This window comes from Streptomyces sp. NPDC096324, from assembly GCF_044763015.1.
Lineage (GTDB): Bacteria > Actinomycetota > Actinomycetes > Streptomycetales > Streptomycetaceae > Streptomyces.
This window is the reverse complement of the sequence record NZ_JBIWFK010000011.1, coordinates 136698-158663: the sequence shown is the minus strand read 5'-3', so window position 1 is coordinate 158663 and position 21966 is coordinate 136698. Positions and strand designations below refer to the sequence as shown.

General features: G+C 70.5%; 22 protein-coding genes. 7 read left to right on the top strand and 15 right to left on the bottom strand.

The window, feature by feature from the left end:
- Positions 1-148: 148 nt before the first annotated feature.
- A complete protein-coding gene (locus ACIQ7M_RS29215; RefSeq protein ID WP_355763051.1) occupies positions 149-820 on the top strand; it encodes a TrkA family potassium uptake protein in 672 nt (223 codons plus the stop codon).
- Complete coding sequence (locus tag ACIQ7M_RS29210) at positions 820-1500, top strand: TrkA family potassium uptake protein (RefSeq protein ID WP_037620032.1); 681 nt, start codon at positions 820-822, stop codon at positions 1498-1500. The genes ACIQ7M_RS29215 and ACIQ7M_RS29210 overlap by 1 nt, the downstream gene beginning before the upstream one ends.
- Positions 1501-1678: 178 nt before the next feature.
- Here ACIQ7M_RS29210 and ACIQ7M_RS29205 read toward each other — a convergent pair whose 3' ends face one another.
- The 8 genes from ACIQ7M_RS29205 to ACIQ7M_RS29170 form a co-directional block, all read right to left on the bottom strand.
- Entirely contained in the window at positions 1679-2446 is a 768-nt protein-coding gene (locus tag ACIQ7M_RS29205) for a DUF3159 domain-containing protein (RefSeq protein ID WP_355766459.1), read from the bottom strand.
- 3 nt (positions 2447-2449) lie between these two features.
- Positions 2450-2848, bottom strand: coding sequence for an OB-fold nucleic acid binding domain-containing protein (locus ACIQ7M_RS29200; protein WP_078943188.1), 399 nt, complete (start codon positions 2846-2848; stop codon positions 2450-2452).
- Between the two features lie 127 nt (positions 2849-2975).
- Entirely contained in the window at positions 2976-3659 is a 684-nt protein-coding gene (locus tag ACIQ7M_RS29195) for a response regulator (RefSeq protein WP_355766462.1), read from the bottom strand.
- Positions 3656-6199, bottom strand: coding sequence for an ATP-binding protein (locus ACIQ7M_RS29190; protein ID WP_403649979.1), 2544 nt, complete (start codon positions 6197-6199; stop codon positions 3656-3658). The genes ACIQ7M_RS29195 and ACIQ7M_RS29190 overlap by 4 nt, the downstream gene beginning before the upstream one ends.
- Positions 6200-6490: 291 nt before the next feature.
- Complete coding sequence (locus ACIQ7M_RS29185) at positions 6491-7711, bottom strand: alginate lyase family protein (protein WP_355766467.1); 1221 nt, start codon at positions 7709-7711, stop codon at positions 6491-6493.
- 352 nt (positions 7712-8063) lie between these two features.
- Complete coding sequence (locus ACIQ7M_RS29180) at positions 8064-8828, bottom strand: DUF3710 domain-containing protein (protein ID WP_386986085.1); 765 nt, start codon at positions 8826-8828, stop codon at positions 8064-8066.
- 1 nt (position 8829) lies between these two features.
- Positions 8830-9321 (bottom strand): dUTP diphosphatase, encoded by a 492-nt coding sequence (gene dut, locus ACIQ7M_RS29175; RefSeq protein WP_355766522.1) that lies wholly within the window; start codon positions 9319-9321, stop codon positions 8830-8832.
- Between the two features lie 44 nt (positions 9322-9365).
- Entirely contained in the window at positions 9366-9950 is a 585-nt protein-coding gene (locus tag ACIQ7M_RS29170) for a PaaI family thioesterase (protein WP_355766472.1), read from the bottom strand.
- 58 nt (positions 9951-10008) lie between these two features.
- On the opposite strand from ACIQ7M_RS29170, the gene ACIQ7M_RS29165 reads away from it, so the two are divergent.
- Positions 10009-10485 (top strand): DUF3093 domain-containing protein, encoded by a 477-nt coding sequence (locus tag ACIQ7M_RS29165; RefSeq protein WP_403649974.1) that lies wholly within the window; start codon positions 10009-10011, stop codon positions 10483-10485.
- Between the two features lie 99 nt (positions 10486-10584).
- Here the strand turns inward: ACIQ7M_RS29165 and ACIQ7M_RS29160 are convergent, their stop codons facing one another.
- The 4 genes from ACIQ7M_RS29160 to ACIQ7M_RS29145 all read right to left on the bottom strand — a co-directional run bounded on the left by ACIQ7M_RS29160 (position 10585) and on the right by ACIQ7M_RS29145 (position 14093).
- Positions 10585-11496, bottom strand: a complete 912-nt coding sequence (locus ACIQ7M_RS29160) for a hypothetical protein (RefSeq protein ID WP_403649970.1) — start codon at positions 11494-11496, stop codon at positions 10585-10587.
- A gap of 13 nt (positions 11497-11509) precedes the next feature.
- A complete protein-coding gene (locus ACIQ7M_RS29155; protein WP_003997302.1) occupies positions 11510-11806 on the bottom strand; it encodes a DUF4193 domain-containing protein in 297 nt (98 codons plus the stop codon).
- A gap of 394 nt (positions 11807-12200) precedes the next feature.
- Complete coding sequence (locus ACIQ7M_RS29150; RefSeq protein ID WP_403649967.1) at positions 12201-13433, bottom strand: sensor histidine kinase; 1233 nt, start codon at positions 13431-13433, stop codon at positions 12201-12203.
- A 6-nt stretch (positions 13434-13439) separates the two neighbouring features.
- Positions 13440-14093 carry a response regulator transcription factor gene (locus tag ACIQ7M_RS29145; RefSeq protein ID WP_403649964.1) on the bottom strand — a complete coding sequence of 218 codons (654 nt, stop codon included), beginning with the start codon at positions 14091-14093 and terminating at the stop codon, positions 13440-13442.
- Positions 14094-14507: 414 nt separating this feature from the next.
- Between ACIQ7M_RS29145 and ACIQ7M_RS29140 the strand changes: the two genes are divergently transcribed.
- Complete coding sequence (locus tag ACIQ7M_RS29140) at positions 14508-14681, top strand: hypothetical protein (RefSeq protein ID WP_355766486.1); 174 nt, start codon at positions 14508-14510, stop codon at positions 14679-14681.
- A gap of 87 nt (positions 14682-14768) precedes the next feature.
- Here the strand turns inward: ACIQ7M_RS29140 and ACIQ7M_RS29135 are convergent, their stop codons facing one another.
- Both ACIQ7M_RS29135 and ACIQ7M_RS29130 read right to left on the bottom strand, forming a co-directional pair.
- Positions 14769-15584 carry an inositol monophosphatase family protein gene (locus ACIQ7M_RS29135; protein WP_403649960.1) on the bottom strand — a complete coding sequence of 272 codons (816 nt, stop codon included), beginning with the start codon at positions 15582-15584 and terminating at the stop codon, positions 14769-14771.
- A gap of 8 nt (positions 15585-15592) precedes the next feature.
- Positions 15593-16720, bottom strand: coding sequence for a ferrochelatase (locus ACIQ7M_RS29130; RefSeq protein WP_403649957.1), 1128 nt, complete (start codon positions 16718-16720; stop codon positions 15593-15595).
- A gap of 304 nt (positions 16721-17024) precedes the next feature.
- Here ACIQ7M_RS29130 and ACIQ7M_RS29125 point away from each other — a divergent pair, with 304 nt between their 5' ends.
- Positions 17025-18263, top strand: a complete 1239-nt coding sequence (locus ACIQ7M_RS29125; RefSeq protein ID WP_355766494.1) for an MFS transporter — start codon at positions 17025-17027, stop codon at positions 18261-18263.
- On the top strand, positions 18223-19542 hold the full coding sequence (locus tag ACIQ7M_RS29120; protein WP_403649954.1) for a D-arabinono-1,4-lactone oxidase: 1320 nt from the start codon (positions 18223-18225) through the stop codon (positions 19540-19542). The genes ACIQ7M_RS29125 and ACIQ7M_RS29120 overlap by 41 nt, the downstream gene beginning before the upstream one ends.
- On the opposite strand, the gene ACIQ7M_RS29115 is transcribed toward ACIQ7M_RS29120, so the two are convergent.
- The gene (locus tag ACIQ7M_RS29115) at positions 19466-20269 is read right to left on the bottom strand and encodes a hypothetical protein (RefSeq protein ID WP_403649951.1); all 804 of its coding nucleotides are present in this window, start codon (positions 20267-20269) and stop codon (positions 19466-19468) included. The two genes, ACIQ7M_RS29120 and ACIQ7M_RS29115, sit on opposite strands and share 77 nt — an antisense overlap.
- A gap of 473 nt (positions 20270-20742) precedes the next feature.
- Here ACIQ7M_RS29115 and sepH point away from each other — a divergent pair, with 473 nt between their 5' ends.
- A complete protein-coding gene (gene sepH / locus ACIQ7M_RS29110; RefSeq protein WP_403649949.1) occupies positions 20743-21795 on the top strand; it encodes a septation protein SepH in 1053 nt (350 codons plus the stop codon).
- Positions 21796-21966 lie beyond the last annotated feature (171 nt).

Genomic DNA, 21966 nt, shown 5'->3' with positions numbered 1-21966 from the left:
GTTCACGTCCGTCACCCGGACACTCCGCGAAAAAGGCACAGGCGAACCTGCGCAACGAAGCCCCTGGTCGACCGCGCGTGTGTAGCTTGGGCGGCGGTCTGAGACCCTGTTTAGCCTGAGCCGTAACCATTCATGCGGAAGGACGGTCGTGCACATCGTCATCATGGGCTGCGGAAGAGTAGGTTCCGCTCTTGCCCAGAACCTGGAGCAACAGGGGCACACGGTCGCCGTGATCGACCAGGACCCCACCGCCTTTAGGCGGCTGGGCTCCGGGTTCGGCGGCCGTCGTGTCACCGGAGTCGGCTTCGACCAGGACACCCTGCGCGAGGCGGGCATCGAGGAGGCCGGCGCGTTCGCCGCGGTCTCCAGCGGTGACAACTCGAACATCATCGCCGCCCGGGTGGCCCGCGAGATGTTCGGCATCGAGAACGTCGCCGCCCGCATCTACGACCCGCGTCGCGCCGAGGTCTACCAGCGCCTCGGCATCCCGACCGTCGCCACCGTCCGCTGGACGGCCGACCAGATGCTCCGACGGCTGCTGCCCTCGGGTGCCGAGCCGCTGTGGCGCGACCCCACGGGCGGTGTGCAGCTCGCCGAGGTGCACACCTCCGTCTCCTGGGTCGGCCACAAGATCAGCCGCCTCCAGGACGAGACGGGCGTACGCGTCGCCTTCCTCACCCGGCTGGGCGAGGCGGTCCTGCCGAGCTCGCAGACGGTGCTCCAAGAGGGCGATCTGGTGCACGTCATGATGCGCACCGACGAGGTGGACAAGGTCGAGGCGGCGTTCGCCAAGGGCCCTGAGGAAGAGGCGGGGCACTGATGAGAGTCGCCATTGCCGGCGCCGGCGCCGTGGGCCGCTCGATCGCGGGCGAACTGCTGGAGAACGGCCACGAGATCCTGCTGATCGACAAGGCGCCGACCGCCATCTCTGTCGAGCGCGTCCCCCAGGCGGAGTGGCTGCTCGCCGACGCCTGCGAGATCACCTCCCTGGACGAGGCGGCGCTCCAGCGCTGCAACGTGGTCATCGCGGCCACCGGGGACGACAAGGTCAACCTCGTCGTCTCACTGCTCGCGAAGACCGAGTACGGCGTCCCGCGCGTCGTGGCCCGAGTGAACAACCCGAAGAACGAGTGGCTGTTCAACGAGTCCTGGGGCGTGGACGTCGCCGTCTCCACCCCGCGTCTGATGTCGGCGCTCGTGGAGGAGGCGGTGAGCGTCGGCGACCTCGTACGGCTGCTCCGCTTCAGCCACGGCGACGCCAACCTCGTCGAGCTGACCCTGCCGCCGGAGTCCGCCCTCGCCGGCACGACCGTCGGCGACGTCGCGTGGCCGGAGGACACCTCACTGGTGACCATCATCCGCGGCACCCGCGTCCTGACTCCCTCGCGGGAGGACTCCCTGGAAGCGGGCGACGAACTCCTCTTCGTGGCCGCCCAGGCCCGTGAGGAACAGCTCGAGGACCTGCTGTCGGTGCGTCGCGACCCGAGCACCACCAAGTAGCCGTTCCGTCCCGTCGGCGGTACGACATCCGCCGTCGGGAAGAGGTCCCGCGAACCGCGATACGACGAAGGGGGCGCCCAGAATTCTCTGGGCGCCCCCTTCGTCGTATCGCGGTTCGCGGCTCGCCGTACGGCGGTTCGCGCTCAGTCGCCCGGAAGCGTCCGCGGCACTGCCGGGCTCACGCCCCGCGGCGGTGCCTGGCCGGGGCCGGAGCGTCGCCGCGCTCCTGGGCGAGGGCGGCCTTGCGCTCCTTCTCCGCCTGCTCCTCGGCCTCCATCTCCGCGAACACGTCGATGGGCGGCGGCGCCTTGGCGAGGAAGACCCAGGTGAGCCAGACGGCGAGGAGGAAGGGCGGGATCTTCAGCGCGATCAGGACCCAGCCGAACTGGGTGGTGTCGCCCCACCAGTAGAGCGGGAAGAGCACCGCGCACTTGGCGAGCATGATCAGGCCCCAGGCCCAACTGGCCTTCGTGTACGCCTGCTTCCGGCCGGGGTTGCGGGTACGCCAGGAGAGGTTCTCCTTGAAGACCGGGCCGAGCATCAGACCGATCAGCGGGACACCCGCGAGGGTGGTCACGATGTAGGCGACGGCGAGACCGAGCGTGTAGAGCATGCCCGGCAGATAGAAGTCCTTCGCGTTGCCCGTCATCATCGCGAAGACCACGCCGAAGGCGACGCCGAAGACCCCGCTGAAGGCGTGCTTCACGGTGTCGCGCCGCACCAGGCGGACCACGACGAGCAGCAGGGACACCGCGAGGGCGGCGATCGCCGCCCAGTGCAGGTCCTTGTTGATGGTGAAGATGGTGACGAAGAGCAGGCCCGGCACCACGGTCTCGACCATGCCGCGCACGCCGCCGAACGCCTCGAAGAGTGCGGCCTCGGTCACCGCCCGTGCATCCTGCTGGGCGTCCTGGGCGTCTTCGGTCGGCTTGTCGAGCGACGTCACCGGCTACTCCCGTCCGAGGGGTCTGAGTTCGTACTTCGGATTGAACAACACCCTACGGCCCCGGCTCATCGAGATACGGCCCGAGGCGATCAGCTTGCGTCCGGGCTCGATGCCGACGATGGAACGGCGGCCGAGCCAGACCACGTCCAGGGCGGCCGAGCCGTCGAACAGCTCGGCCTCCAGAGCCGGCACACCGGCTCTCGGCCGCAGAGTGACCGTGCGCAAGGTACCAGTAACCGTGACGATCTGCCGGTCGTGGCAGTCACCGATACGGGTACAGCCCGCGGTCGCCGTGTCCTCCCGCAGCTCCTCGGACTCCAGGTCCTCCTGGGACGAGGAGAGCCGGTCCATCATGCGCCGGAAGCGTCCCGCCGGCTTTTCGGAACGAGGAACAGCACTCATACCGAAAGCGTACCGGGGGGCGCCGACAGCTTCGTACCCGCGGCACGGCTGCCCGAACCGGCCGCGGACCGCGCTCGATCGGGCAACCGCCGCGACTCGCACAGACGATCGACGGGGGATGATCGCGTCACCGTTCGAACCTGTAGCCCATCCCCGGCTCGGTGATGAAGTGCTTCGGGTGGGAAGGGTCCACCTCCAGCTTGCGGCGGAGCTGAGCCATGTAGACCCGCAGGTAGTTCGTCTCCGTCCCGTAGGACGGGCCCCAGACCTCCTGGAGCAGTTGCTTCTGGCCGACGAGGCGGCCCGAGTTGCGGACCAGCACGTCGAGCAGATGCCACTCGGTGGGGGTGAGCCGGACGTCCCGCCCGTCGCGGTGCACCTTCTTCGCCGCAAGATCGACGGTGAAGCCCGCCGTCTCCACGATCACGTCATCCTCGCCGCCCCCGGTGGGTTCCGCGCGGCGGACGGCGGCGCGCAGCCGGGCGAGCAGTTCGTCCATGCCGAAGGGCTTGGTGACGTAGTCGTCGGCGCCCGCGTCGAGGGCCTCGACCTTCTCGTCCGAGGAGTGCCGGGCGGACAGCACCAGGATCGGCACCCTGGTCCAGCCGCGCAGCCCCTTGATCACTTCGACGCCGTCCATGTCGGGCAGGCCGAGGTCGAGCACGACGACGTCGGGGTGGCGGGCGGCGGCGAGCTGGAGTGCGGTGGCTCCGTCGGGGGCTGCGTCGACCTCGTACTTGCGTGCCTTCAGGTTGATCACGAGGGCTCGGGTGATCTGCGGCTCGTCGTCGACCACGAGGACCCGGGTCATGAAGCCTGCCTTTCCGCTACCGCTGTTCGGGCTGCCGGGTCGGGACGGCGGTGCACCGCCCGCACCGTGAGCACCATGGTGAGTCCGCCGCCGGGGGTGTCCTCGGCGTTGAGGGTGCCGCCCATCGCCTCGGCGAAGCCGCGGGCGACCGCGAGGCCGAGGCCCACTCCGGTCCCGCGCGGGGCGTCGCCGTAGCGCTGGAAGGGCGCGAATATCCGGTCCTTCGCCTCGTCCGGGACGCCGGGGCCGCGGTCCATCACGCGCACCTCCACGCGGTCGGCCATGGCACTCGCTGCGACCAGGACCGGTTCGTCGACGGGGCTGTACTTGACGGCGTTCTCGACCAGGTTGGCGACGGCGCGCTCCAGGAGTCCGGAGTCGACGGCGACCATCGGCAGGCTCTCGGGAATCTCCAGGTCCACGCTGTCCTCGGGGACGCCGCCGAGTGCCATGGGGACGACCTCGTCCAGGTCGATCTCGCGGATCAGCGGGGTGACCGTGCCGGTCTGGAGCCGCGACATGTCCAGCAGGTTGCCCACCAGGTGGTCGAGGCGGTCGGCGCCGTCCTCGATGCCTTCGAGGAGCTCGGCCTGGTCCTCCTCGGACCAGGCCACGTCGTCGGAGCGCAGGGACGAGACCGCCGCCTTGATCCCGGCGAGCGGGGTGCGCAGGTCGTGGCTCACCGCGGCCAGCAGGGCGGTGCGGATGCGGTTGCCCTCGGCCAGTTCCTTGGCCTGGTCCGCCTCGAACTGGAGGCGCTGACGGTCGAGGACCACCACGGCCTGCGCGGCGAAGGCGGCCAGTACCCGGCGGTCGGAGGCGGGCAGGACCCGTCCGGAGAGGGCGAGCGCCGTGTGGTCGCCGACCGGCATGTCGACGTCGGCGTCCTCGGGGCGGTTCGCGGGCGACGGTCCGGCACTGCCCGCGCACGTCCACGGGTCGACGTCGCCCGCGCGCTCCAGGAGGGCGACCGATTCCATCCCGAAGGTCTCCCGGACGCGCTCCAGCAGGGCTTCCAGGCTGGTCTCGCCGCGCAGCACGCTGCCCGCCAGGAAGGAGAGGATCTCCGACTCGGCCCGGAGCCGCGCCGCCTGGTGCGTACGCCGGGCCGCCAGGTCCACCACCGACGCCACGGAGACGGCGACGCCCACGAAGATCACGATGGCGACGATGTTCTTCGGGTCGGCGATGGTCAGCCGGTGCAGGGGCGGTGTGTAGAAGTAGTTCAGCAGCAGCGAGCCGAAGGCGGCCGAGGCCAGGGCCGGGAGCAGTCCGCCGAGCAGGGCGGCCGCGACCGTGACCGCCAGGAACAGCAGCATGTCGTTGGCGAGGCCGAGGTCGATGGTGTTGAGCAGCAGGGCCATGGCCACGGGGCCGCCGATGCCGACCGCCCAGCCCCAGATGATCCGGGAGCGCCCGAGCCGTGCTCCGCGCGCCACCGGCAGACCGCGCCCCTTGGCGACCTCTTCGTGGGTGACGATGTGGACGTCCAGGTCGGAGCCGGACTCCCGGGCCACCGTGGTGCCGACACCCGGACCGAAGATGTACTGCCAGGTCTTGCGGCGGGAGGAGCCGAGCACGATCTGGGTGGCGTTGACCCCGCGCGCGAAGTCCAGCAGAGAGGCGGGGATGTCGTCGCCGACGACGTGGTGGAAGGTGCCGCCGAGGTCCTCGACCAGGGTGCGCTGGACGGCCAGTTCCTTGGGCGAGGCGGAGGTGAGGCCGTCGCTGCGGGCGATGTAGACGGCCATGACCTCGCCGCCCGCGCCCTTCTCGGCCAGTCGGGCCGCACGCCGGATCAGCGTCCGCCCCTCCGGGCCGCCGGTCAGCCCGACGACGATCCGCTCCCGCGATCCCCAGATCTTGGAGACCCGGTGTTCGCTGCGGTACTCCGTCAGGTACTCGTCGACCCGGTCGGCGACCCACAGCAGCGCGAGCTCTCGCAGGGCGGTGAGGTTGCCCGGACGGAAGTAGTTGGACAGGGCCGCGTCGACCTTGTCGGGTTTGTAGATGTTGCCGTGGGCCATGCGGCGGCGCAGCGCGGGGGGCGACATGTCGACCAGCTCGATCTGATCCGCCCGCCGCACCACCTCGTCCGGCACGGTCTCGCGCTGCCGCACACCCGTTATCGACTCGACGACGTCACCCAGTGACTCCAGGTGCTGGATGTTGACGGTGGAGACGACGTCGATGCCGGCGGCGAGCAGTTCCTCCACGTCCTGCCAGCGCTTGGCGTTGCGGGAGCCGGGCACGTTCGTATGCGCCAGTTCGTCCACCAGGGCGACGGCCGGGGCGCGGTGGAGGACGGCGTCCACGTCCATCTCGCTGAAGACGCCGCCCCGGTACTCCAGCTCCTTGCGCGGCACCTGCTCCAGGCCGTGCAGCATCACCTCGGTACGAGGCCGGTGATGGTGCTCGACGAACGCCACCACGCAGTCCGTCCCGCGTTCGATGCGGCGATGCGCCTCGGACAGCATCGCGTAGGTCTTGCCCACGCCCGGAGCCGCACCGAGGTAGATCCGAAGCTTGCCGCGTCCCATGAGCTTATTGTCTTCCTGTCACCGCTGTGTACGCAGCGTCGACCTTACGGCCAGGATTCCCGGCAAAGGGGACGAGCGGCCCGCCGGGGAACGTCCTTGACGCAACTCTGATGCCCCGGACTCCGACGCCCCGGGCGCGATGGCGCTGGTGACAGTGGTGGTGCCGGTCTCGGTCTGGCTCATGCTCTCTCCCCGTGATCTCTCCCCGTGATCTCCGATGGACTGGGCGCCGGCGTCCTCGCCGGACGCCCGGTCCCTCATTCCCTCATCGGACGGGACCCCGGATTCGGTTCACGCGGGATTGTCACCGTGCGTCAGCGTCTCCCACGCCACGAAGAGGTTGTTGCTCCCGGCCGGGCGGTTCTGCTGGGTGAGTGCCTGGGTGTTGGTCATCGCGATGCCCAGGCGGTTGTGCAGGGCGTTGTAACCGACCTCGGTGACCGGGCCGAGCCCGAGGTTCAGCGAGCCGCCGCACAGCCAGCTCGGTACGGCCGTACCGAGCTGGTACTTCGACTGGAAGCCGAGCGCCTGACGCAGCCGTTCGCCGACATCGGTGCCGTACAGGTCCTGCCCCTGGATGCGGCTGGTCTCGGCGACGTGCGAGATGGCCGAGATGCCGTAGCCGGTGTGGGTGAAGTCGCGGCAGGTCTCCTGGGTGAGCCCGGTGACGAAGGTGGACTGCCCCTGCCAGTAGCTGACGATCTTCGCGGTGGTGTCGAGGTTCTGGCTCGGCACGGTCTTCGGCACGGCGCCGTCGGTGGAGAGGTAGACGTACGCGGCGGTGCGCGTCCGGAACTTCGCCATGGCCTTGTCGTACGACGTCCTGTCCTCGAGGAAGACGGAGATGCCGACCGCGGCCTCCGTCATCGACAGCTCCCAGTTCCCGTTGGAGTTGGAGCCGTTGATGATCTCGGGCAGGTAGACGTCGCGCAGCATGGTCGCGAAGCGGCCGGAGTTGGCCCAGGAGCCGGTGTACGTGTACTTGATGATCTCGGCCGCCTTGGGCCAGGAGGAGCCCGCCCAGCCGGTCTGCAGGGGCGCGTTGCTGTTGGTGTGGGACTTGATCACCGCGGACCAGGCGTCCATCAGCTCGATGGCCTTCTTGGCGTACCGGTCGTCGCGTGTGATGTACCAGGCGAGGGCGTCGGTGTACGCGGCGATCGCGTCCTCGCGCTCGTCCGTGCAGCCGTAATTGGGATTGGAGTACGAGCCGCACTCGACGGTCGCGCGGGGCGTGGGGGTGCGCGTGAGCGAGGCGTACTTGCTCGCCGTCATCTGGTCGTAGGCGCCCTTCCAGGGCTGGGCGCCGGCCAGAACCTCGGTACGGGCGAAGTCGAGCTGCCCCTTGGAGACGGTGACTCCGGGGTGGACGAAGGTGGCGGGCGCCGCGTCGGCCGGGTGCGCGCCCGGCCAGGACAGGAGGGTGCCGACGAGTGCGGCGGTCGCGGCGGCGACGGTGACGAGGAAGGCCGGACGCCGTCGGCGGCGATGCCGAGTGGGGGTGTCGGACATGCAGAGCCATCCATTCTTGTATGTGAACTACACACGGGATGCTGAACATGGTGCGCTGGCCGGTGACCATAGGTACGGACCAGGCTTCCGTCAAGGCCTGAAGAAAGAGCCGCTGCTCAACCATCGTTCACGTACGGGAACGCGGTGAGATCGGGGCGCACCGCCGCCACCAGGGATCCGCGCACGGGAGCCGGGCGAGCCCGTGCGCCGGCGTCCGGGGAGCCCCTGTGCCAGGGTCCGGCGAGTCCGCGCACGGGAAAGGGCCGCACCCCTGGGGGTGCGGCCCTTCTGTCTGCCCGACTCTTCGTACGACCCTCGTCGGGTCGTCGTCCGGTCTTTGTCCGTCCAGTGTCTAGTGGACTTCGGTGATCTCCGGACCACGCTGGAGCTGCCCCATGCCGCCGGAGAAGCGGGAGCCGCTCTGGTCCTCCTGCTGAACACCTTCGGGGACCATCTGCGCGTCGTTCGGCAGCTTCAGGACGATCGGGTCGCGGGGGGCCATCGGGCCCTCACCGCGGACGACGACCGTGTCCCGGAAGATCTGCTCCAGCAGACCCGCGGCCTGCGGCTGCACCGCGCCCTGCCCGGAGATCACTCCCCGCAGGAACCAGCGGGGACCGTCCACGCCGACGAACCGCACGACCTGGAAGCCACCCGTGCCGTCCGGGAGCTGGACCGGTACCTGCGCCCGCAGCTCCCAGCCCAGCGGGCCCTCGACCTCGTCGATGACACCGCCCTGCTGGGTGATCCCGGAGGCGATCTCCTCGCGCACCTCGCCCCAGATGCCCTCGCGCTTGGGAGCGGCGAAGGCCTGGAGCTGCACGGCACTGTCGTTGACGACGACGGTCGCCGCGACGATCGCGTCACCCGCGACCTCGACCCGCAGCTCCATGCCGTCGACCCCGGGCACGAACAGACCACCGAGGTCCACCCGGCCCTCGGCCGGATCACGGACCTCCGAACTGTCCCAGGGCCCGTCGGGGCGCGGCTCCGGTTCGAGCCTCACGCGCCCGCGCTCCACGTTCTCGTCCGCCTCAGTGTCGACGCTGTCGACGACCTGCCCGGCCTCGCCCGCCGCGTCCTCGGCGGCACTGCCCTTCTTGCGACGTCCGAACACGTCACTGTCCTTCCCGGTCGGATACGACCGAAGCGTATCGATTCCCACCCGTTGTGCTGTCCACGGCTGTATGGCCGCCGGTGGACCCGAAGCCCCCTGCGGCCCGCGCCGAGTCGGGAAGTTCCGCGACCTCCTGGAAGCGAACCTTCTCGACCTGCTGGACGACCAGTTGAGCAATCCGGTCGAAGCGCTCGAACCGCACCGACTCGCGCGGATCGAGATTCACCACGATCACCTTGATCTCCCCACGGTACCCGGCATCCACCGTCCCCGGGGCATTCACGAGGGCGACGCCGCAGCGGGCGGCGAGGCCCGAGCGCGGGTGCACGAAGGCCGCGTACCCCTCGGGCAGCGCGATGGCCACTCCCGTCGGCAGCACCGCCCGTTCACCGGGCTTCAGCTCGCGGCTCTCGGTGGTGCGCAGATCGGCTCCGGCGTCACCGGGGTGCGCGTATTCGGGAAGCGGGACTTCCGGATCGACGCGCCTGATCATCACAGGGAGTTCCGGGCGGGGCTCGTCGGCCCCGGGGTTCTGGGTCACGGGTTCACCTCGAAGGCACGGGCTCGCCGGATCTGGTCCGGGTCGTTCATCGCCGCGCGGATCTCCTCCGGGCGGCCGTTGTCGATGAAGTGGTCGACCTTCACCTCGACGAAGAGGGCGTCCGCGCGGACGGCGACGGGGCCGTCGGGGCCGCCGATCCGCCCGGTGGCGGTGCAGTAGATCTTCCGGCCGGCCACCGCGGTGACCTCGGCCTCCAGATACAGGACGGTCTCGACGGGGACGGGGCGCAGGAAGTCGGTCTCCAGGCGTCCGGTCACCGCAATCGTCCGCAGCAGCCAGTTCAACGAGCCGAGCGTCTCGTCGAGCGCGGTGGCGAGAACGCCGCCGTGCGCGAGGCCCGGGGCGCCCTGGTGGACGGTGCGCACGGTGAACTCCGCCGTGATCGTGACGCCCTCGCCCGCGCGGGCCTCCAGATGGAGTCCGTGGGGCTGCGCTCCGCCGCACCCGAAACAGTGTTCGTAGTGTGCTCCGAGGAGCTCTCCGGGGGCGGGCGCGTCGGGGTGCCGCACCGGCGCTACGGCGTCGGCGGGAGGCGTCAGAGCTGCGGAAGTACCACTCACAGCCGCAGACCTTACCCGCGCGTCCACCAAGTCTTCGCACCGTGCCAAGCTTGACGTCATGCAGCTCTCGGCCTCCCCGTACGAAGAACGCCTCACCGCACCCCGGTCGTGGTGGGTGATCAGCTTCCTGGCCGGGCTCGCGATGGCTCTGATCTTCCTTCCGTTCGGCACCCTGCCGATGCTCGGGGCGCTCGTCGGCGGCACCGCCGTCGCGGCGGTCGCCGCCAGCGCGTACGGCTCGATCCGCATCCGCGTGGTCGGTGACGCGCTGATCGCCGGGGACGCCCGGATCCCGGTCTCGGCCCTCGGCGACGCGGAGATCATGGACCCGGAGGAAGCGCGCGCCTGGCGCACCTACAAGGCCGACACCCGCGCCTTCATGCTCCTGCGCTCGTACATCCCGACCGCGCTGCGCGTCCAGGTCACGGACCCGGCGGACCCGACGCCCTACCTGTACCTGTCGACCCGGGAGCCGGAGCGTCTGGCCGCCGCCCTGGAGACGGCACGAGAGTCGGTCCGCCCCGCGGAGAGCTGAGACGGCGGCGGGTGCCCGCGCCACCGGCGACGGGCACGGCCCGCCGAGCGGGCGTCAACTCGCGCGCGCACTGACGCGCCGACGCCCGCGCGAAAGGCGTCACTCCCCGAGGTCTGTCGGGATCTCTCCGATCTGCACCGGGTCCGCCGGCTTCTCCAGCGGCGGCTGTTGCGGGAGCGCGTCCCACGGGATCTGCATCTTGCGCAGGTCCTTGCGGATGTGACCGGCCACGCGCCTGGTGTCACGGCGGTTCATGACCGCGCCCACGGCCGCTCCGACCATGAACGGCATCAGGTTGGGCAGGTCCCGGATCGTCCGCTTCATGATCTGCTGGCGCAGCTCGCGCTTCATCCGGCCGCCCAGCGCGGCATCGATCGTCATGGGCTTGGCCACGTCGATACCGCGCTCGCCCGACCAGGAGTGGAGATAGGCCGTGCTGCGCTGCTTGAGGTTGCCCTGCGGACGCAGGCCGTAGACCTCGTGGAGTTCGGCGATCAGCTTCAGCTCGATCGCGGCGACGGCGGTGATCTCGGCGGCCAGCTCCGTGGGCATGGCGGGCGGCACCGGCAGCATCGCGGCGGCGCCGATGCCGGCGCCGACGGTCGAGGTCGCGGCGGCGGCGCCCGCGACGAGCTTGTCCGCGAGTTCCTCGGGGCCGAGGCCCGGGAACTGTCCGCGGAGGGTGGCCAGGTCCCGTACGGGAACCCGTGGGGCGATGTCGATGATGCGGTCCGTGACGAACGCGAGGCCCGCCCTGGCCCGGACGCCGCTCCTCGTGACGCCCCTCTTGACCCCGTCCCGGACAGCCACCACACGACGCCTCGCCACGGGCGAGGAACCGTCTGCGGGGGCCGTCAGGCCGTCTGTGGCGGCCGCTCGGTCGAGCGAGGCTGATCCCTGTTCGGAAGAGCCCCGCTCGTCGTCACGCACGCCTTCAGGGCCCTTGGAGGGCCCTTCGTCCGCCGCCCTGGAGGGGAGGCGGCGCTTCCAAGGTGGGGTCGAGCCGTTCACGGCCGACCCTGCCTCAGTCGCAGTCGCGGCAGATCGGCTGACCGTTCTTCTCGCGGGCCAGCTGGCTGCGGTGGTGCACCAGGAAGCAGCTCATGCAGGTGAACTCGTCCTGCTGCTTGGGCAGCACCCGGACGGCCAGCTCTTCGTTCGAGAGGTCCGCACCGGGCAGTTCCAGGCCTTCCGCGGCCTCGAACTCATCTACGTCGACGGACGAGGTCGACTTGTCGTTCCGGCGAGCCTTCAGTTCTTCAAGGCTGTCCGAGTCGACGTCGTCGTCGGTCTTGCGCGGGGTGTCGTAATCCGTTGCCATTGTCGCTCTCCCCCTCTGGGTGTCTTCGGTGTCTCCAGCGCACGTAACGCGTGAGAGGCCGGACTTGTGCCCGACCCGAGGCGGAGATTTTGCCTCACATCAAGGTCTGTTACTCAATCGACACCCAACCGGACTCATCAAGAGTGATCGGCTTGGATGGCGATGCGGACCGTACACGGTCCCGGGGCCGCACTTCAAAGGCGCCCCACCGTGTACTTCCCGTGATCAGGACCCCCGAAAACCCGGATTTTCCCGGCTTTCCGGCAGTTCACATGATCACGGAGAGTAGATGGACAGAAAATCGTCCTTGTGATCGATCACACACGGGTCACTCGGGTGGGTGACCCGAAAATTCCGCGCAAAGCGAACATCGCCGCGTGTCCGCGACATGCTCTCAGATGGGGAGGGTGACGCGCATCACGAGGCCACCCCCTTCTCGAGGCCGGGCGGCGATGTGACCCCCGTGCGCGCGGGCCACCGACCGGACGATCGACAGGCCGAGGCCCACGCCCTTGTCGCTGCCCGTACGCTCCGTGCGCAGCCGCCGGAAGGGTTCGAAAAGATTGTCGACCTCGTACGCGGGAACGACCGGCCCCGTGTTCGACACCTCCAGGACCGCCCGGCCGTGTTCCGTGGCGGTCGTGACCTCGACCCAGCCGTCCTGCGACACGTTGTAGCGGACGGCGTTCTGGACGAGGTTCAGGGCGATCCGCTCCAGCAGGACGCCGTTGCCCTGGACGACCACCGGAACGCGCAGCCCGCGTATCTCCACGCCCTTGGCCTCCGCTTCGGCGTGCACCTGGTCGATGGCCTGGGAGGCGACCTCGGCGAGGTCCACCGGCTTGCGCTCGACGATCTGGTTGTCGCTGCGGGCGAGCAGCAGCAGGCCCTCGACGAGCTGTTCGCTGCGCTCGTTCGTGGCGAGCAGCGTCTTTCCGAGCTGTTGCATCTCCGTCGGCACCCCGGGTCCCGAGAGGTGCACCTCCAGGAGCGTGCGGTTGATCGCGAGCGGTGTGCGCAGTTCGTGGGAGGCGTTCCCGACGAACCGCTGCTGGGCGGTGAAGGCCCGCTGCAACCGCTCCAGCATGTCGTCGAAGGTGTCCGCGAGTTCCTTCAGCTCGTCGTCCGGGCCGTCGAGCTCGATCCGCCGGGACAGGTCGGAGCCGGCCACCGCGCGCGCGGTGCGGGTGATGTGGCCGAGCGGCGAGAGGACCCGGCCCGCCATCGCGTAGCCGAACGCGAAGGCGATGACCGCGAGGCCGAGCAGGGCCAGGAGCGAACGGCTGAGCAGGTCGTCGAGGGCGTGCTGGCGCTGCTGGTTCACGCAGTCGGCCATCGCGCGGTTGAGCTCGTCCGCGGAGGGCGCCGTCGGGAGGTTGCAGGTACTGCTGCCGATCTGCCCCGAAATGATCTTGAAGGGGAGTTCGCTGCCGACGTTCAGCGCCTGTGCCGCGAGCAGATAGATGATCGACAGCAGCATGATGCCGGCGATCAGGAACATGCCGCCGTACAGCAGCGTGAGGCGTATACGGATCGTCGGACGCAGCCACGGGAAGGGCGGTTCCGCTCTCCTGGGGTCCCAGGTGGGCTTCGGAGGCGCCGTGGGCGGCGCGGGTGTGGTGGCCACCGTGGATCAGATCCTGTACCCGGAGCCGGGCACGGTGACGATCACGGCGGGCTCGCCGAGCTTGCGCCGCAGGGTCATGACGGTCACGCGCACGACGTTGGTGAACGGGTCCGTGTTCTCGTCCCAGGCCTTCTCCAGGAGCTGCTCCGCGGAGACGACGGCACCCTCGCTGCGCAGCAGCACCTCGAGGACGGCGAACTCCTTGGGAGCGAGCTGGACCTCCCTGCCGTCACGGAAGACCTCGCGGCGGTTCGGGTCGAGCTTGATCCCGGCGCGCTCCAGGACGGGCGGCAGCGGCACGCTCGTACGGCGTCCGAGGGCACGCACGCGTGCGGTCAGCTCGCTGAACGCGAACGGCTTGGGGAGGTAGTCGTCGGCTCCGATCTCCAGGCCCTCGACACGGTCGCTGACATCGCCGGCCGCGGTCAGCATCAGCACGCGCGTGGGCATGCCGAGCTCGACGATCTTCCGGCAGACGTCGTCGCCGTGCACGAGCGGGAGGTCGCGGTCGAGGACGACCACGTCGTAGTCGTTGACCCCGATGCGCTCCAGCGCGGCCGCGCCGTCGTACACGACGTCGACGGCCATGGCCTCCCGGCGCAGTCCGGTGGCCACCGCATCGGCGAGCAGTTGCTCGTCCTCGACGACGAGTACGCGCACGTCCCTTGTCCTTCCTCTGTCCACCGGCGGGGCACGTTCCAGCGCACCACGCGGGCAGGTCCGTCACGGATGAGAGCTCCATCCTGCCCGTTTCGGCCATAAACCGGCTGTAAGGCGGGGGAGGCGCCAGGGAAGCGCGTCCGGGGGACCGGGAATGCGAGATTTTCTCGTCGGGTTGAGGTTTCCACGGAAGAGAGCGGGGGGAGGACGGCTTTACACCCCGCGATCACGCTCTGCATGTGGCAAGCCACATTGTGGTACGTCCAACCGCTTCCGCAGAGCGGGCGTGGGTGTCCGGCACCGTCGCCGCCCAGAGCGGGCAGCGCTGGGCACCCCATTCGGAGACGTGATCGCCCCTTCCATCGGCACACCCCCGTGCCACCCGACCCACGACCCAGGACGAGGGGGCGCAGCATGGACGCATTCACCACAGGACTTCTGCAGCGCATAAGGGCGACCGAGACCGACCTGACCCGAGCTCGCGAGACGGGCGACGACTTCCTCACGGAGATCGAGCAGGCCGAGCTGGACGACCTGCACCGCCTTGCCGCCGAGCACGGTGTGGAGGTCGGCGCCACACGCGTCTGACCAGCACGTACGAGAGCGGGGCCCCGGTATCGATCCAGTGCCGGGGCCCCGTTCTCGTTCCCTCGCTCGGCCGTCCCGAGGGGCGGGTCAGTCGTGCCAGGCGCCGAAGTCCTCCAGGAGCCGCTGGAGGGGCTCGAAGACGCCCGGGGAGGCCGCGACCGTGAGATCGCCCGCGGGGCGCTCTCCGGGGCGTCCACCGGTCACCGCGCCCGCCTCCCGGGCGATCAGGTCCCCGGCCGCGAGATCCCAGGGGTGCAGACCGCGTTCGTAGTAGCCGTCGAGGCGCCCGGCCGCGACGTCGCACAGGTCGACCGCCGCCGAGCCGGAGCGCCGGATGTCGCGTACCAGCGGGATGAGCCGCTGTGCCACGTCGGCCTGATGGACCTTGACCTCGGTCACGTAGTTGAAGCCGGTCGAGACGAGGGCCTGGTCGAGCGGCGGGGACGGGCGGCAGGCCAGCCGGCGTTCGCCGACCCAGGCTCCCGACGCCCTGGCCCCCCGGCCGCGGACCGCGTGGTAGGTCTCGCCGCGCATGGGTGCCGCCACGACGCCGACGACGGTCTCGCCGTCCTGCTGGGCCGCGATGGACACCGCCCAGGTCGGCAGCCCGTACAGGTAGTTGACCGTGCCGTCGAGCGGGTCGACGATCCAGCGGACGCCGCTGGTGCCCTCGGTGGCGGCGCCCTCCTCGCCGAGGAGGCCGTCGTCGGGGCGGTGCTCGGCGATCAGCGCGGTGATCAGCTTCTCGGCGGCGATGTCCATCTCGGTGACGACGTCGATCGGGCTGGACTTCGTGGCGGCGACCGCGAGGTCCGCCGGGCGGCCGTCGCGCAGCAGCTCGCCCGCGCGGCGGGCGGCCTCGTGCGCGAGCTGGAGGAGTTCGGTGTGCAGGGGCTCGGTCACGTGGCTCCTCATGCGTAAGGGCTGTCGGCGCCCGCGGCGGCGGGCTTGGGCGTACGGGCCGGGCAACAGCCCACCGGGCACAGGTCGTGACTCGCGCCCAGCGCGCCCAGGGCACACCGTGTCACCCGCCGGCCGCTCTCGGCCGCGGCGCGCTCCAGCACCAGCTCACGGACCGCCGCGGCGAACCGGGGGTCGGAGCCCACCGTGGCCGAACGGCGCACCGGCAGCCCCAGCTCCAGCGCCTTCGCCCGTGCCTCGGTGTCCAGGTCGTACAGGACCTCCATGTGGTCCGAGACGAACCCGATCGGCACCATCACCACCGCCGGGGCTCCCGCTCCGTGCAGCTCCTCCAGGTGGTCGCAGATGTCCGGCTCCAGCCACGGGATGTGCGGGGCCCCGGAGCGGGACTGGTACACGAGCTTCCACGGGCGGTCGGTCCCGGTCTCCTCGCGCACCGCGTCCGCGATCAGCCGGGCCACGTCCAGGTGCTGGCGGACATAGGCGCCACCGTCGCCGTGGCCCTCAACCGGACCGGAGGTGTCCCCGGCGGCGACCGGGATCGAATGCGTGGTGAACACCAGGTGCGCGCCCTGCCGGACGTCCGCGGGCAGCTCCGCGAGCGACCTGAGGACACCCTCGGTCATCGGCTCGACGAACCCGGGATGGTTGAAGTAGTGCCGCAGCTTGTCGACCCTCGGCGGCTCCAGCCCCTCCCCCTCCAGGACGGCCAGCGCGCCCGCCAGATCCTCGCGGTACTGCCGGCAGCCCGAGTACGAGGCGTAGGCGCTGGTGGCCAGGACCAGGATCCGGCGCCGCCCGTCCGCGGCCATCTCGCGCAGCGTGTCGGTCAGGTACGGCGCCCAGTTGCGGTTGCCCCAGTAGACCGGCAGATCCAGCCCGTGCTCCGCGAAGTCCTTGCGCAGCGCGTCGAGCAGCGCGCGGTTCTGGTCGTTGATGGGGCTGATCCCGTCGAACAGGAAGTAGTGCCGCCCGACCTCCTTGAGGCGTTCCTTGGGGATGCCTCTGCCGCGCGTCACGTTCTCCAGGAAGGGGACCACGTCGTCCGGGCCCTCCGGACCGCCGAACGAGAGCAGGAGCAGGGCGTCGTAGGGGGTGGCATCGAGCACGTCTGGCATGCGTCCGATCCTGCCACCCGTCTCCGACAGCCGATAATCGGCCGGGGGACGAGCGGGCGACGACGGCGGAACGGGCGGGCGGAGGACAGCGGCGGAACGGGCGGGCGGGTGCCGAGCGGACGCCGGCGACCGGGGGCGGGGCGCGTGTCCGGGCGGCCGCCGCCCGGACAAACGGTCGGAGGGGTGCGGGAGGCTGCGTTAGGGTTACCTAACCAGTAAGCTGTATCGGCCATCTTCACGCCTTACCGAGTGCGGCCCGCCCGTGGTGACGGGGAGGGGCCGCGCCGAGCCGACGGAGACCCTCGTGCCCAGCCCGTACCGCGCCCTGTTCGCCGCCCCCGGCTCCAAGAGCTTCTCCGCCGCGGGCCTGCTCGGCCGGATGCCGCTGTCCATGATGGGCATCGGCGTCGTCACGATGATCTCCCAGCTCACCGGGCGCTACGGCCTCGCGGGCGCCCTGTCGGCGACCATGGCGCTGGCGGCCGCGGCGATGGGCCCGCAGGTCTCGCGTCTGGTGGACCGGCACGGTCAGCGGCGGATCCTGCGACCGGTGACGGTCTTCGCGCTCGCGGCGGCCGGCGGACTGCTGGTCGCCGCGCACTACGAGTGGCCGGACTGGGTCCTGTTCGTGTGCGCGGCCGGCATCGGCTGCGTGCCGAGCATCGGCGCGATGGTCCGGGCCCGCTGGGCGGCGCTCTACGGAGGCACCCCGCAACTGCACACCGCGTACTCCCTGGAGTCCGTGGTGGACGAGATCTGCTTCATCTTCGGGCCGATCATCTCCATCGGCCTGTCCACGGTGTGGTTCCCGGAGGCGGGCCCCCTGCTCGCCGCCTGCTTCCTGGCGGCCGGGGTCTTCTGGCTGACCTCACAGCGGGCCACCGAACCCCGGCCGCATCCGCGCGGACAGCACAGCGGCGGCTCGGCGCTCCGCTCGGCCGGACTCCAGGTCCTCGTGGCCACGTTCGTGGCGACCGGGACGATCTTCGGAGCCGTCGACGTGGTCACCGTCGCCTTCGCCGAGGAGCAGGGCCACAAGGGCGCCGCGAGCATCGTCCTGGCCCTCTACGCGGCGGGCTCCTGCCTCGCGGGAGCCGTCTTCGGGCTGCTGCACTTCAAGGGGGCGGCGGAAGGCAGATGGCTGCTGGGTATATGCGCGATGGCCGTGAGTATGATCCCCCTCCTACTGGTCGGAAACTTGCCGTTCCTGGCCGTGGCGCTGTTCGTTGCGGGCCTGTCCATCGCTCCCACGATGATCACGACGATGTCCCTCATCGAGCAGCACGTACCTCGCGCGAAATTGACCGAAGGCATGACCTGGGTGAGTACAGGACTCGCCGTCGGGGTCGCGCTCGGTTCCTCCGTGGCCGGCTGGGTGATCGACTCCGCCGGCGCGAAGGCCGGGTACGGGGTTCCGGCCGTGTCCGGGGCCGTCGCGGTCGCGGTCGGTTTCCTCGGGTACCGCCGGCTCAGCAGGCCGGTTCTGCAGCGGGGAGGGTCTCATGAGCACCGCAGTGAGCGAGAAGAGCGGCACGTGGCGTAACTGGGCGGGAAACGTCACCGCCCTTCCCGTCCGGGAGGTCACCCCTGCCTCGGTGGACGAACTCTCCGCCGCCGTGCGGAAGGCCGCCGAGGACGGTCTGACGGTGAAGGCCGTCGGCACCGGGCATTCCTTCACGGCCGCCGCCGCGACCGACGGCGTATTGATCCGCCCTCAACTGTTGACCGGGATCCGCAAGATCGACCGCACGGCCATGACGGTCACGGTCGAGGCGGGCACCCCGCTCAAGAGGCTCAACATGGCCCTGGCGCGCGAGGGTCTGTCGCTCACCAACATGGGCGACATCATGGAACAGACGGTGTCGGGGGCGACCAGCACCGGAACGCACGGCACCGGGCGCGACTCGGCCTCGATCGCCGCCCAGATCACGGCCCTGGAGCTGGTGACGGCGGACGGCTCCGTGCTCTCCTGCTCCGCGAGCGAGAACCCGGAGATCTTCGCGTCGGCCCGCATCGGCATCGGCGCCCTGGGCATCGTCACCGCGATCACCTTCGCCGTGGAGCCCATCTTCCTGCTCACGGCCCGCGAGGAGCCGATGACCTTCGACAAGGTCACCGCCGACTTCGATGAACTCTCCGCCGAGAACGAGCACTTCGAGTTCTACTGGTTCCCGCACACCGGCAACTGCAACACCAAGCGCAACAACCGCAGCGCGGGCCCCGAGAACCCGGTCGGCCCCGTCCGCGGCTGGATCGAGGACGAGTTCCTCTCCAACGGCGCCTTCCAGGTGGCCAATCTGCTCGGCCGGGCCGTCCCCGCGGCCATCCCCTCGATCGCGGGATTCTCCAGCCGCGTGCTGTCCGCACGGACCTACACCGACATCCCGTACAAGGTCTTCACCTCGCCGCGCCGCGTGCGGTTCGTGGAGATGGAGTACGCGGTGCCGCGCGAGGCCCTCGTCGAGACGCTGCGCGAGCTGAAGGCGATGGTCGACAGCTCGGACCTGCGGGTGAGCTTCCCCGTGGAGGTGCGGACGGCGCCCGCCGACGACATCACGCTCTCCACGGCGACCGGCCGGGACAGCGCGTACATCGCCGTCCACATGTTCCGGGGCACCCCCTATCAGGCGTACTTCACCGCGGCCGAGCGGATCTTCACCGCGCACGAGGGCCGGCCGCACTGGGGCAAGGTGCACACCCGCGACGCGGAGTACTTCTCCCGGGCCTACCCGCGCTTCGGCGAGTTCACCGCGCTGCGGGATCGACTCGATCCTGACCGGCGCTTTGCGAATGACTACTTGCGGAGGGTTCTGGGGTCGTAGCCGTCGCGCTGGGTCCGGGCGTCGGGGTTCCGTCCCCGGCCTCCGGTCCCGCCGATGCCCCGTCACCCGGGGTCGGCACGGCGGACGTGTCGGCGCCGTCGCCACCCGTGTCACCCGATCCGGCGCCGTCGCCCGGTCCGGCGCTGTCAGCGGACGGTGCCGGCGCCTGGCGGGAGGCCCCCGGCGAGGACGGTGAGGTTCCCGTCGACGGTGCCGTGTCCGGCTCGCGGTTCCCGGAGCCGGCCGTGTGCCCCTTGAAGGCGTCGCCGACCGTCGTACTGGTGCCGTCGCCGCTGAAGCTCTGCCCCGAGACCGTTTCGTACGTGGTGATTCCGGCCATCGTTACGCCGAAGACGAGGGCGGTCGCGACCAGTGGCCTCTTCCAGCTCGTGACCCGCGCGCGGTAAACGGTCCCCTCGGTGAACTCGCCGGGGAGACCGGGCAGCGTCCGGGGCTTCGATTGAGGTGGCACCTTCGCGTCACGGATCTGTTCGCCGGTGCGCTTGAAGAAGTGCTGGAAGACCGTTCCTCCGCAGGTGGCGACCACACTGACCAGTCCGGCGCCCAGGATCGTCCCGTAGACGCCGAAGTAGGACGCGAGTTTCGCCGCCACCACCGCGGCGACCGCGCTCCCCGCCACCTGGGGGACGCTCAGGTCCAGCCGCCTCTTCCTCGGTTCCACGTCGGCACCCGGCTGCTCGCCGCCGACTTCCGGCTTCTCACGCATTCCCGGACCTAGCCTGCCTTTCCCGTACTTGATCGATGGATCGTACGAGAAAGGGACGTACAGGCGAAACGATAAGTTCCGTTTCTGCCGATTGCGTGAAGTGCGCCACGTCCACCGACCGCCGGACGGGCACCGAGATCGGCCAACTAGCACCCCCCGCTCGAAGTTGGGCGGCGTGCCGATCCACGCAAGTGGCCCGAATGGAGTACTGTTGCGAGCCCTGGGTCCGGACTCCCGCCAGGGTGTCCGGGGCCTTGCAGGACCGCCGGGAGGGGGCTCGTTGCACAGGGTGATGGAGTTCGTCACTTAGCGTTGCAAAATAGGTAACCGTGCCATAACGGCGACCCCGGGCCCGTGCCCGACACGCCGGGCAACTCGGCAAGGTTGTGGCAGGCTGCACCCGGGCAGGCCACACTCGACTAGCGGAAGCAGCGACGCACGTGACGTCGGCAGGCACCACCCGGGAGGTCCCCATGCCCGAACTGCGTGTCGTGGCCGTCTCTAACGACGGCACACGGCTGGTGCTGAAGGCTGCGGACAGTACGGAATACACGCTTCCGATTGACGAGCGGCTGCGCGCCGCCGTACGCGGCGACCGTCCCCGCCTCGGCCAGATCGAGATCGAGGTGGAGAGCCACCTCCGCCCCCGCGACATCCAGGCACGTATACGCGCCGGAGCCTCGGCGGAGGAAGTCGCCCAGCTCGCCGGCATCCCCGTCGATCGTGTACGCCGCTTCGAGGGTCCCGTGCTGGCCGAGCGCGCCTTCATGGCCGAGCGCGCCAGGAAGACTCCCGTCCGCCGTCCCGGCGAGAACGCCGGCCCCCAGCTCGGTGAGGCCGTCCAGGAGCGGCTGCTGATCCGGGGCGCCGAGAAGGACACCGTCCAGTGGGACTCCTGGCGCCGCGACGACGGCACCTGGGAAGTTCTGCTGGTCTACCGGGTCGCGGGCGAACCGCACGCCGCGAGCTGGACCTACGACCCGCCCCGGCGGCTCGTCCAGGCCGTCGACGACGAGGCGCGCTCGCTGATCGGCGAGTCGGACGACCTCGCGGCACCCGAGCCGAGCTTCCCGTTCGTGCCGCGGATTGCCCGGCTGCCCCGCGACCGCCCGCTGGACCGCGCCCTGGAACGGCAGACGGAACGGCCGAGCCTGCCCCCGTCCCCCCCGGAACCCGCCGAGGAGGCCGAGGACCGGGACTCGCTGACCAGCCTTCTGGAAGCGGTGCCGAGCTTCCGGGGCGACATGGTGGTGCCCGAGCGGCCCGCCCCCGCCGAGCGCCCCGCCACCGAGGAGCCCGCTCCCGAGCCCGAGGAGGAGGAGCCCCCGGCTCCCGCCGCCTCGGCGGGTGCCGGTTCCGCGTACGCCGACGTGCTCATGCCCCGTTCGGTGGGCAGCCATCGTGACCGGCTCGTCGGCGCGACGGACCGTCAGGCCGAGGCGGACGGCGTCCGCCCCGGCCGCAGAGCGGCGGTCCCGAGCTGGGACGAGATCGTCTTCGGCACACGCCGCAAGAAGCAGGAATAGCCGGATCCGCGTCAGGTGTGTGACGACGGGGCCCGCACCGGATCGGTGCGAGCCCCGTCGTCACGCACGAACGGCGTGGCCGACCGTGTCACGCGCCGCGCGGGCCCCCGGCATCACCGTGGAGGGCCCGCGCCTTGCCGGGGGTGCTCCCCCGCCCATGTCGCGCCCGGC

Bases quoted from the DNA above. Each gene is read 5' to 3' on its own strand.
- ACIQ7M_RS29165 (WP_403649974.1), top strand. From the start codon at position 10,009: ATGCAGCTCTCGGCCTCCCCGTACGAAGAACGCCTCACCGCACCCCGG.
- ACIQ7M_RS29210 (WP_037620032.1), top strand. From the start codon at position 820: ATGAGAGTCGCCATTGCCGGCGCCGGCGCCGTGGGCCGCTCGATCGCG.
- ACIQ7M_RS29120 (WP_403649954.1), top strand. From the start codon at position 18,223: ATGAGCACCGCAGTGAGCGAGAAGAGCGGCACGTGGCGTAACTGGGCG.
- ACIQ7M_RS29115 (WP_403649951.1), bottom strand. From the start codon at position 20,269: ATGCGTGAGAAGCCGGAAGTCGGCGGCGAGCAGCCGGGTGCCGACGTG.
- ACIQ7M_RS29195 (WP_355766462.1), bottom strand. From the start codon at position 3,659: ATGACCCGGGTCCTCGTGGTCGACGACGAGCCGCAGATCACCCGAGCC.
- ACIQ7M_RS29190 (WP_403649979.1), bottom strand. From the start codon at position 6,199: ATGGGACGCGGCAAGCTTCGGATCTACCTCGGTGCGGCTCCGGGCGTG.
- ACIQ7M_RS29155 (WP_003997302.1), bottom strand. From the start codon at position 11,806: ATGGCAACGGATTACGACACCCCGCGCAAGACCGACGACGACGTCGAC.
- sepH (WP_403649949.1), top strand. From the start codon at position 20,743: ATGCCCGAACTGCGTGTCGTGGCCGTCTCTAACGACGGCACACGGCTG.
- ACIQ7M_RS29130 (WP_403649957.1), bottom strand. From the start codon at position 16,720: ATGCCAGACGTGCTCGATGCCACCCCCTACGACGCCCTGCTCCTGCTC.
- ACIQ7M_RS29200 (WP_078943188.1), bottom strand. From the start codon at position 2,848: ATGAGTGCTGTTCCTCGTTCCGAAAAGCCGGCGGGACGCTTCCGGCGC.
- dut (WP_355766522.1), bottom strand. From the start codon at position 9,321: ATGATCAGGCGCGTCGATCCGGAAGTCCCGCTTCCCGAATACGCGCAC.
- ACIQ7M_RS29185 (WP_355766467.1), bottom strand. From the start codon at position 7,711: ATGTCCGACACCCCCACTCGGCATCGCCGCCGACGGCGTCCGGCCTTC.
- ACIQ7M_RS29140 (WP_355766486.1), top strand. From the start codon at position 14,508: ATGGACGCATTCACCACAGGACTTCTGCAGCGCATAAGGGCGACCGAG.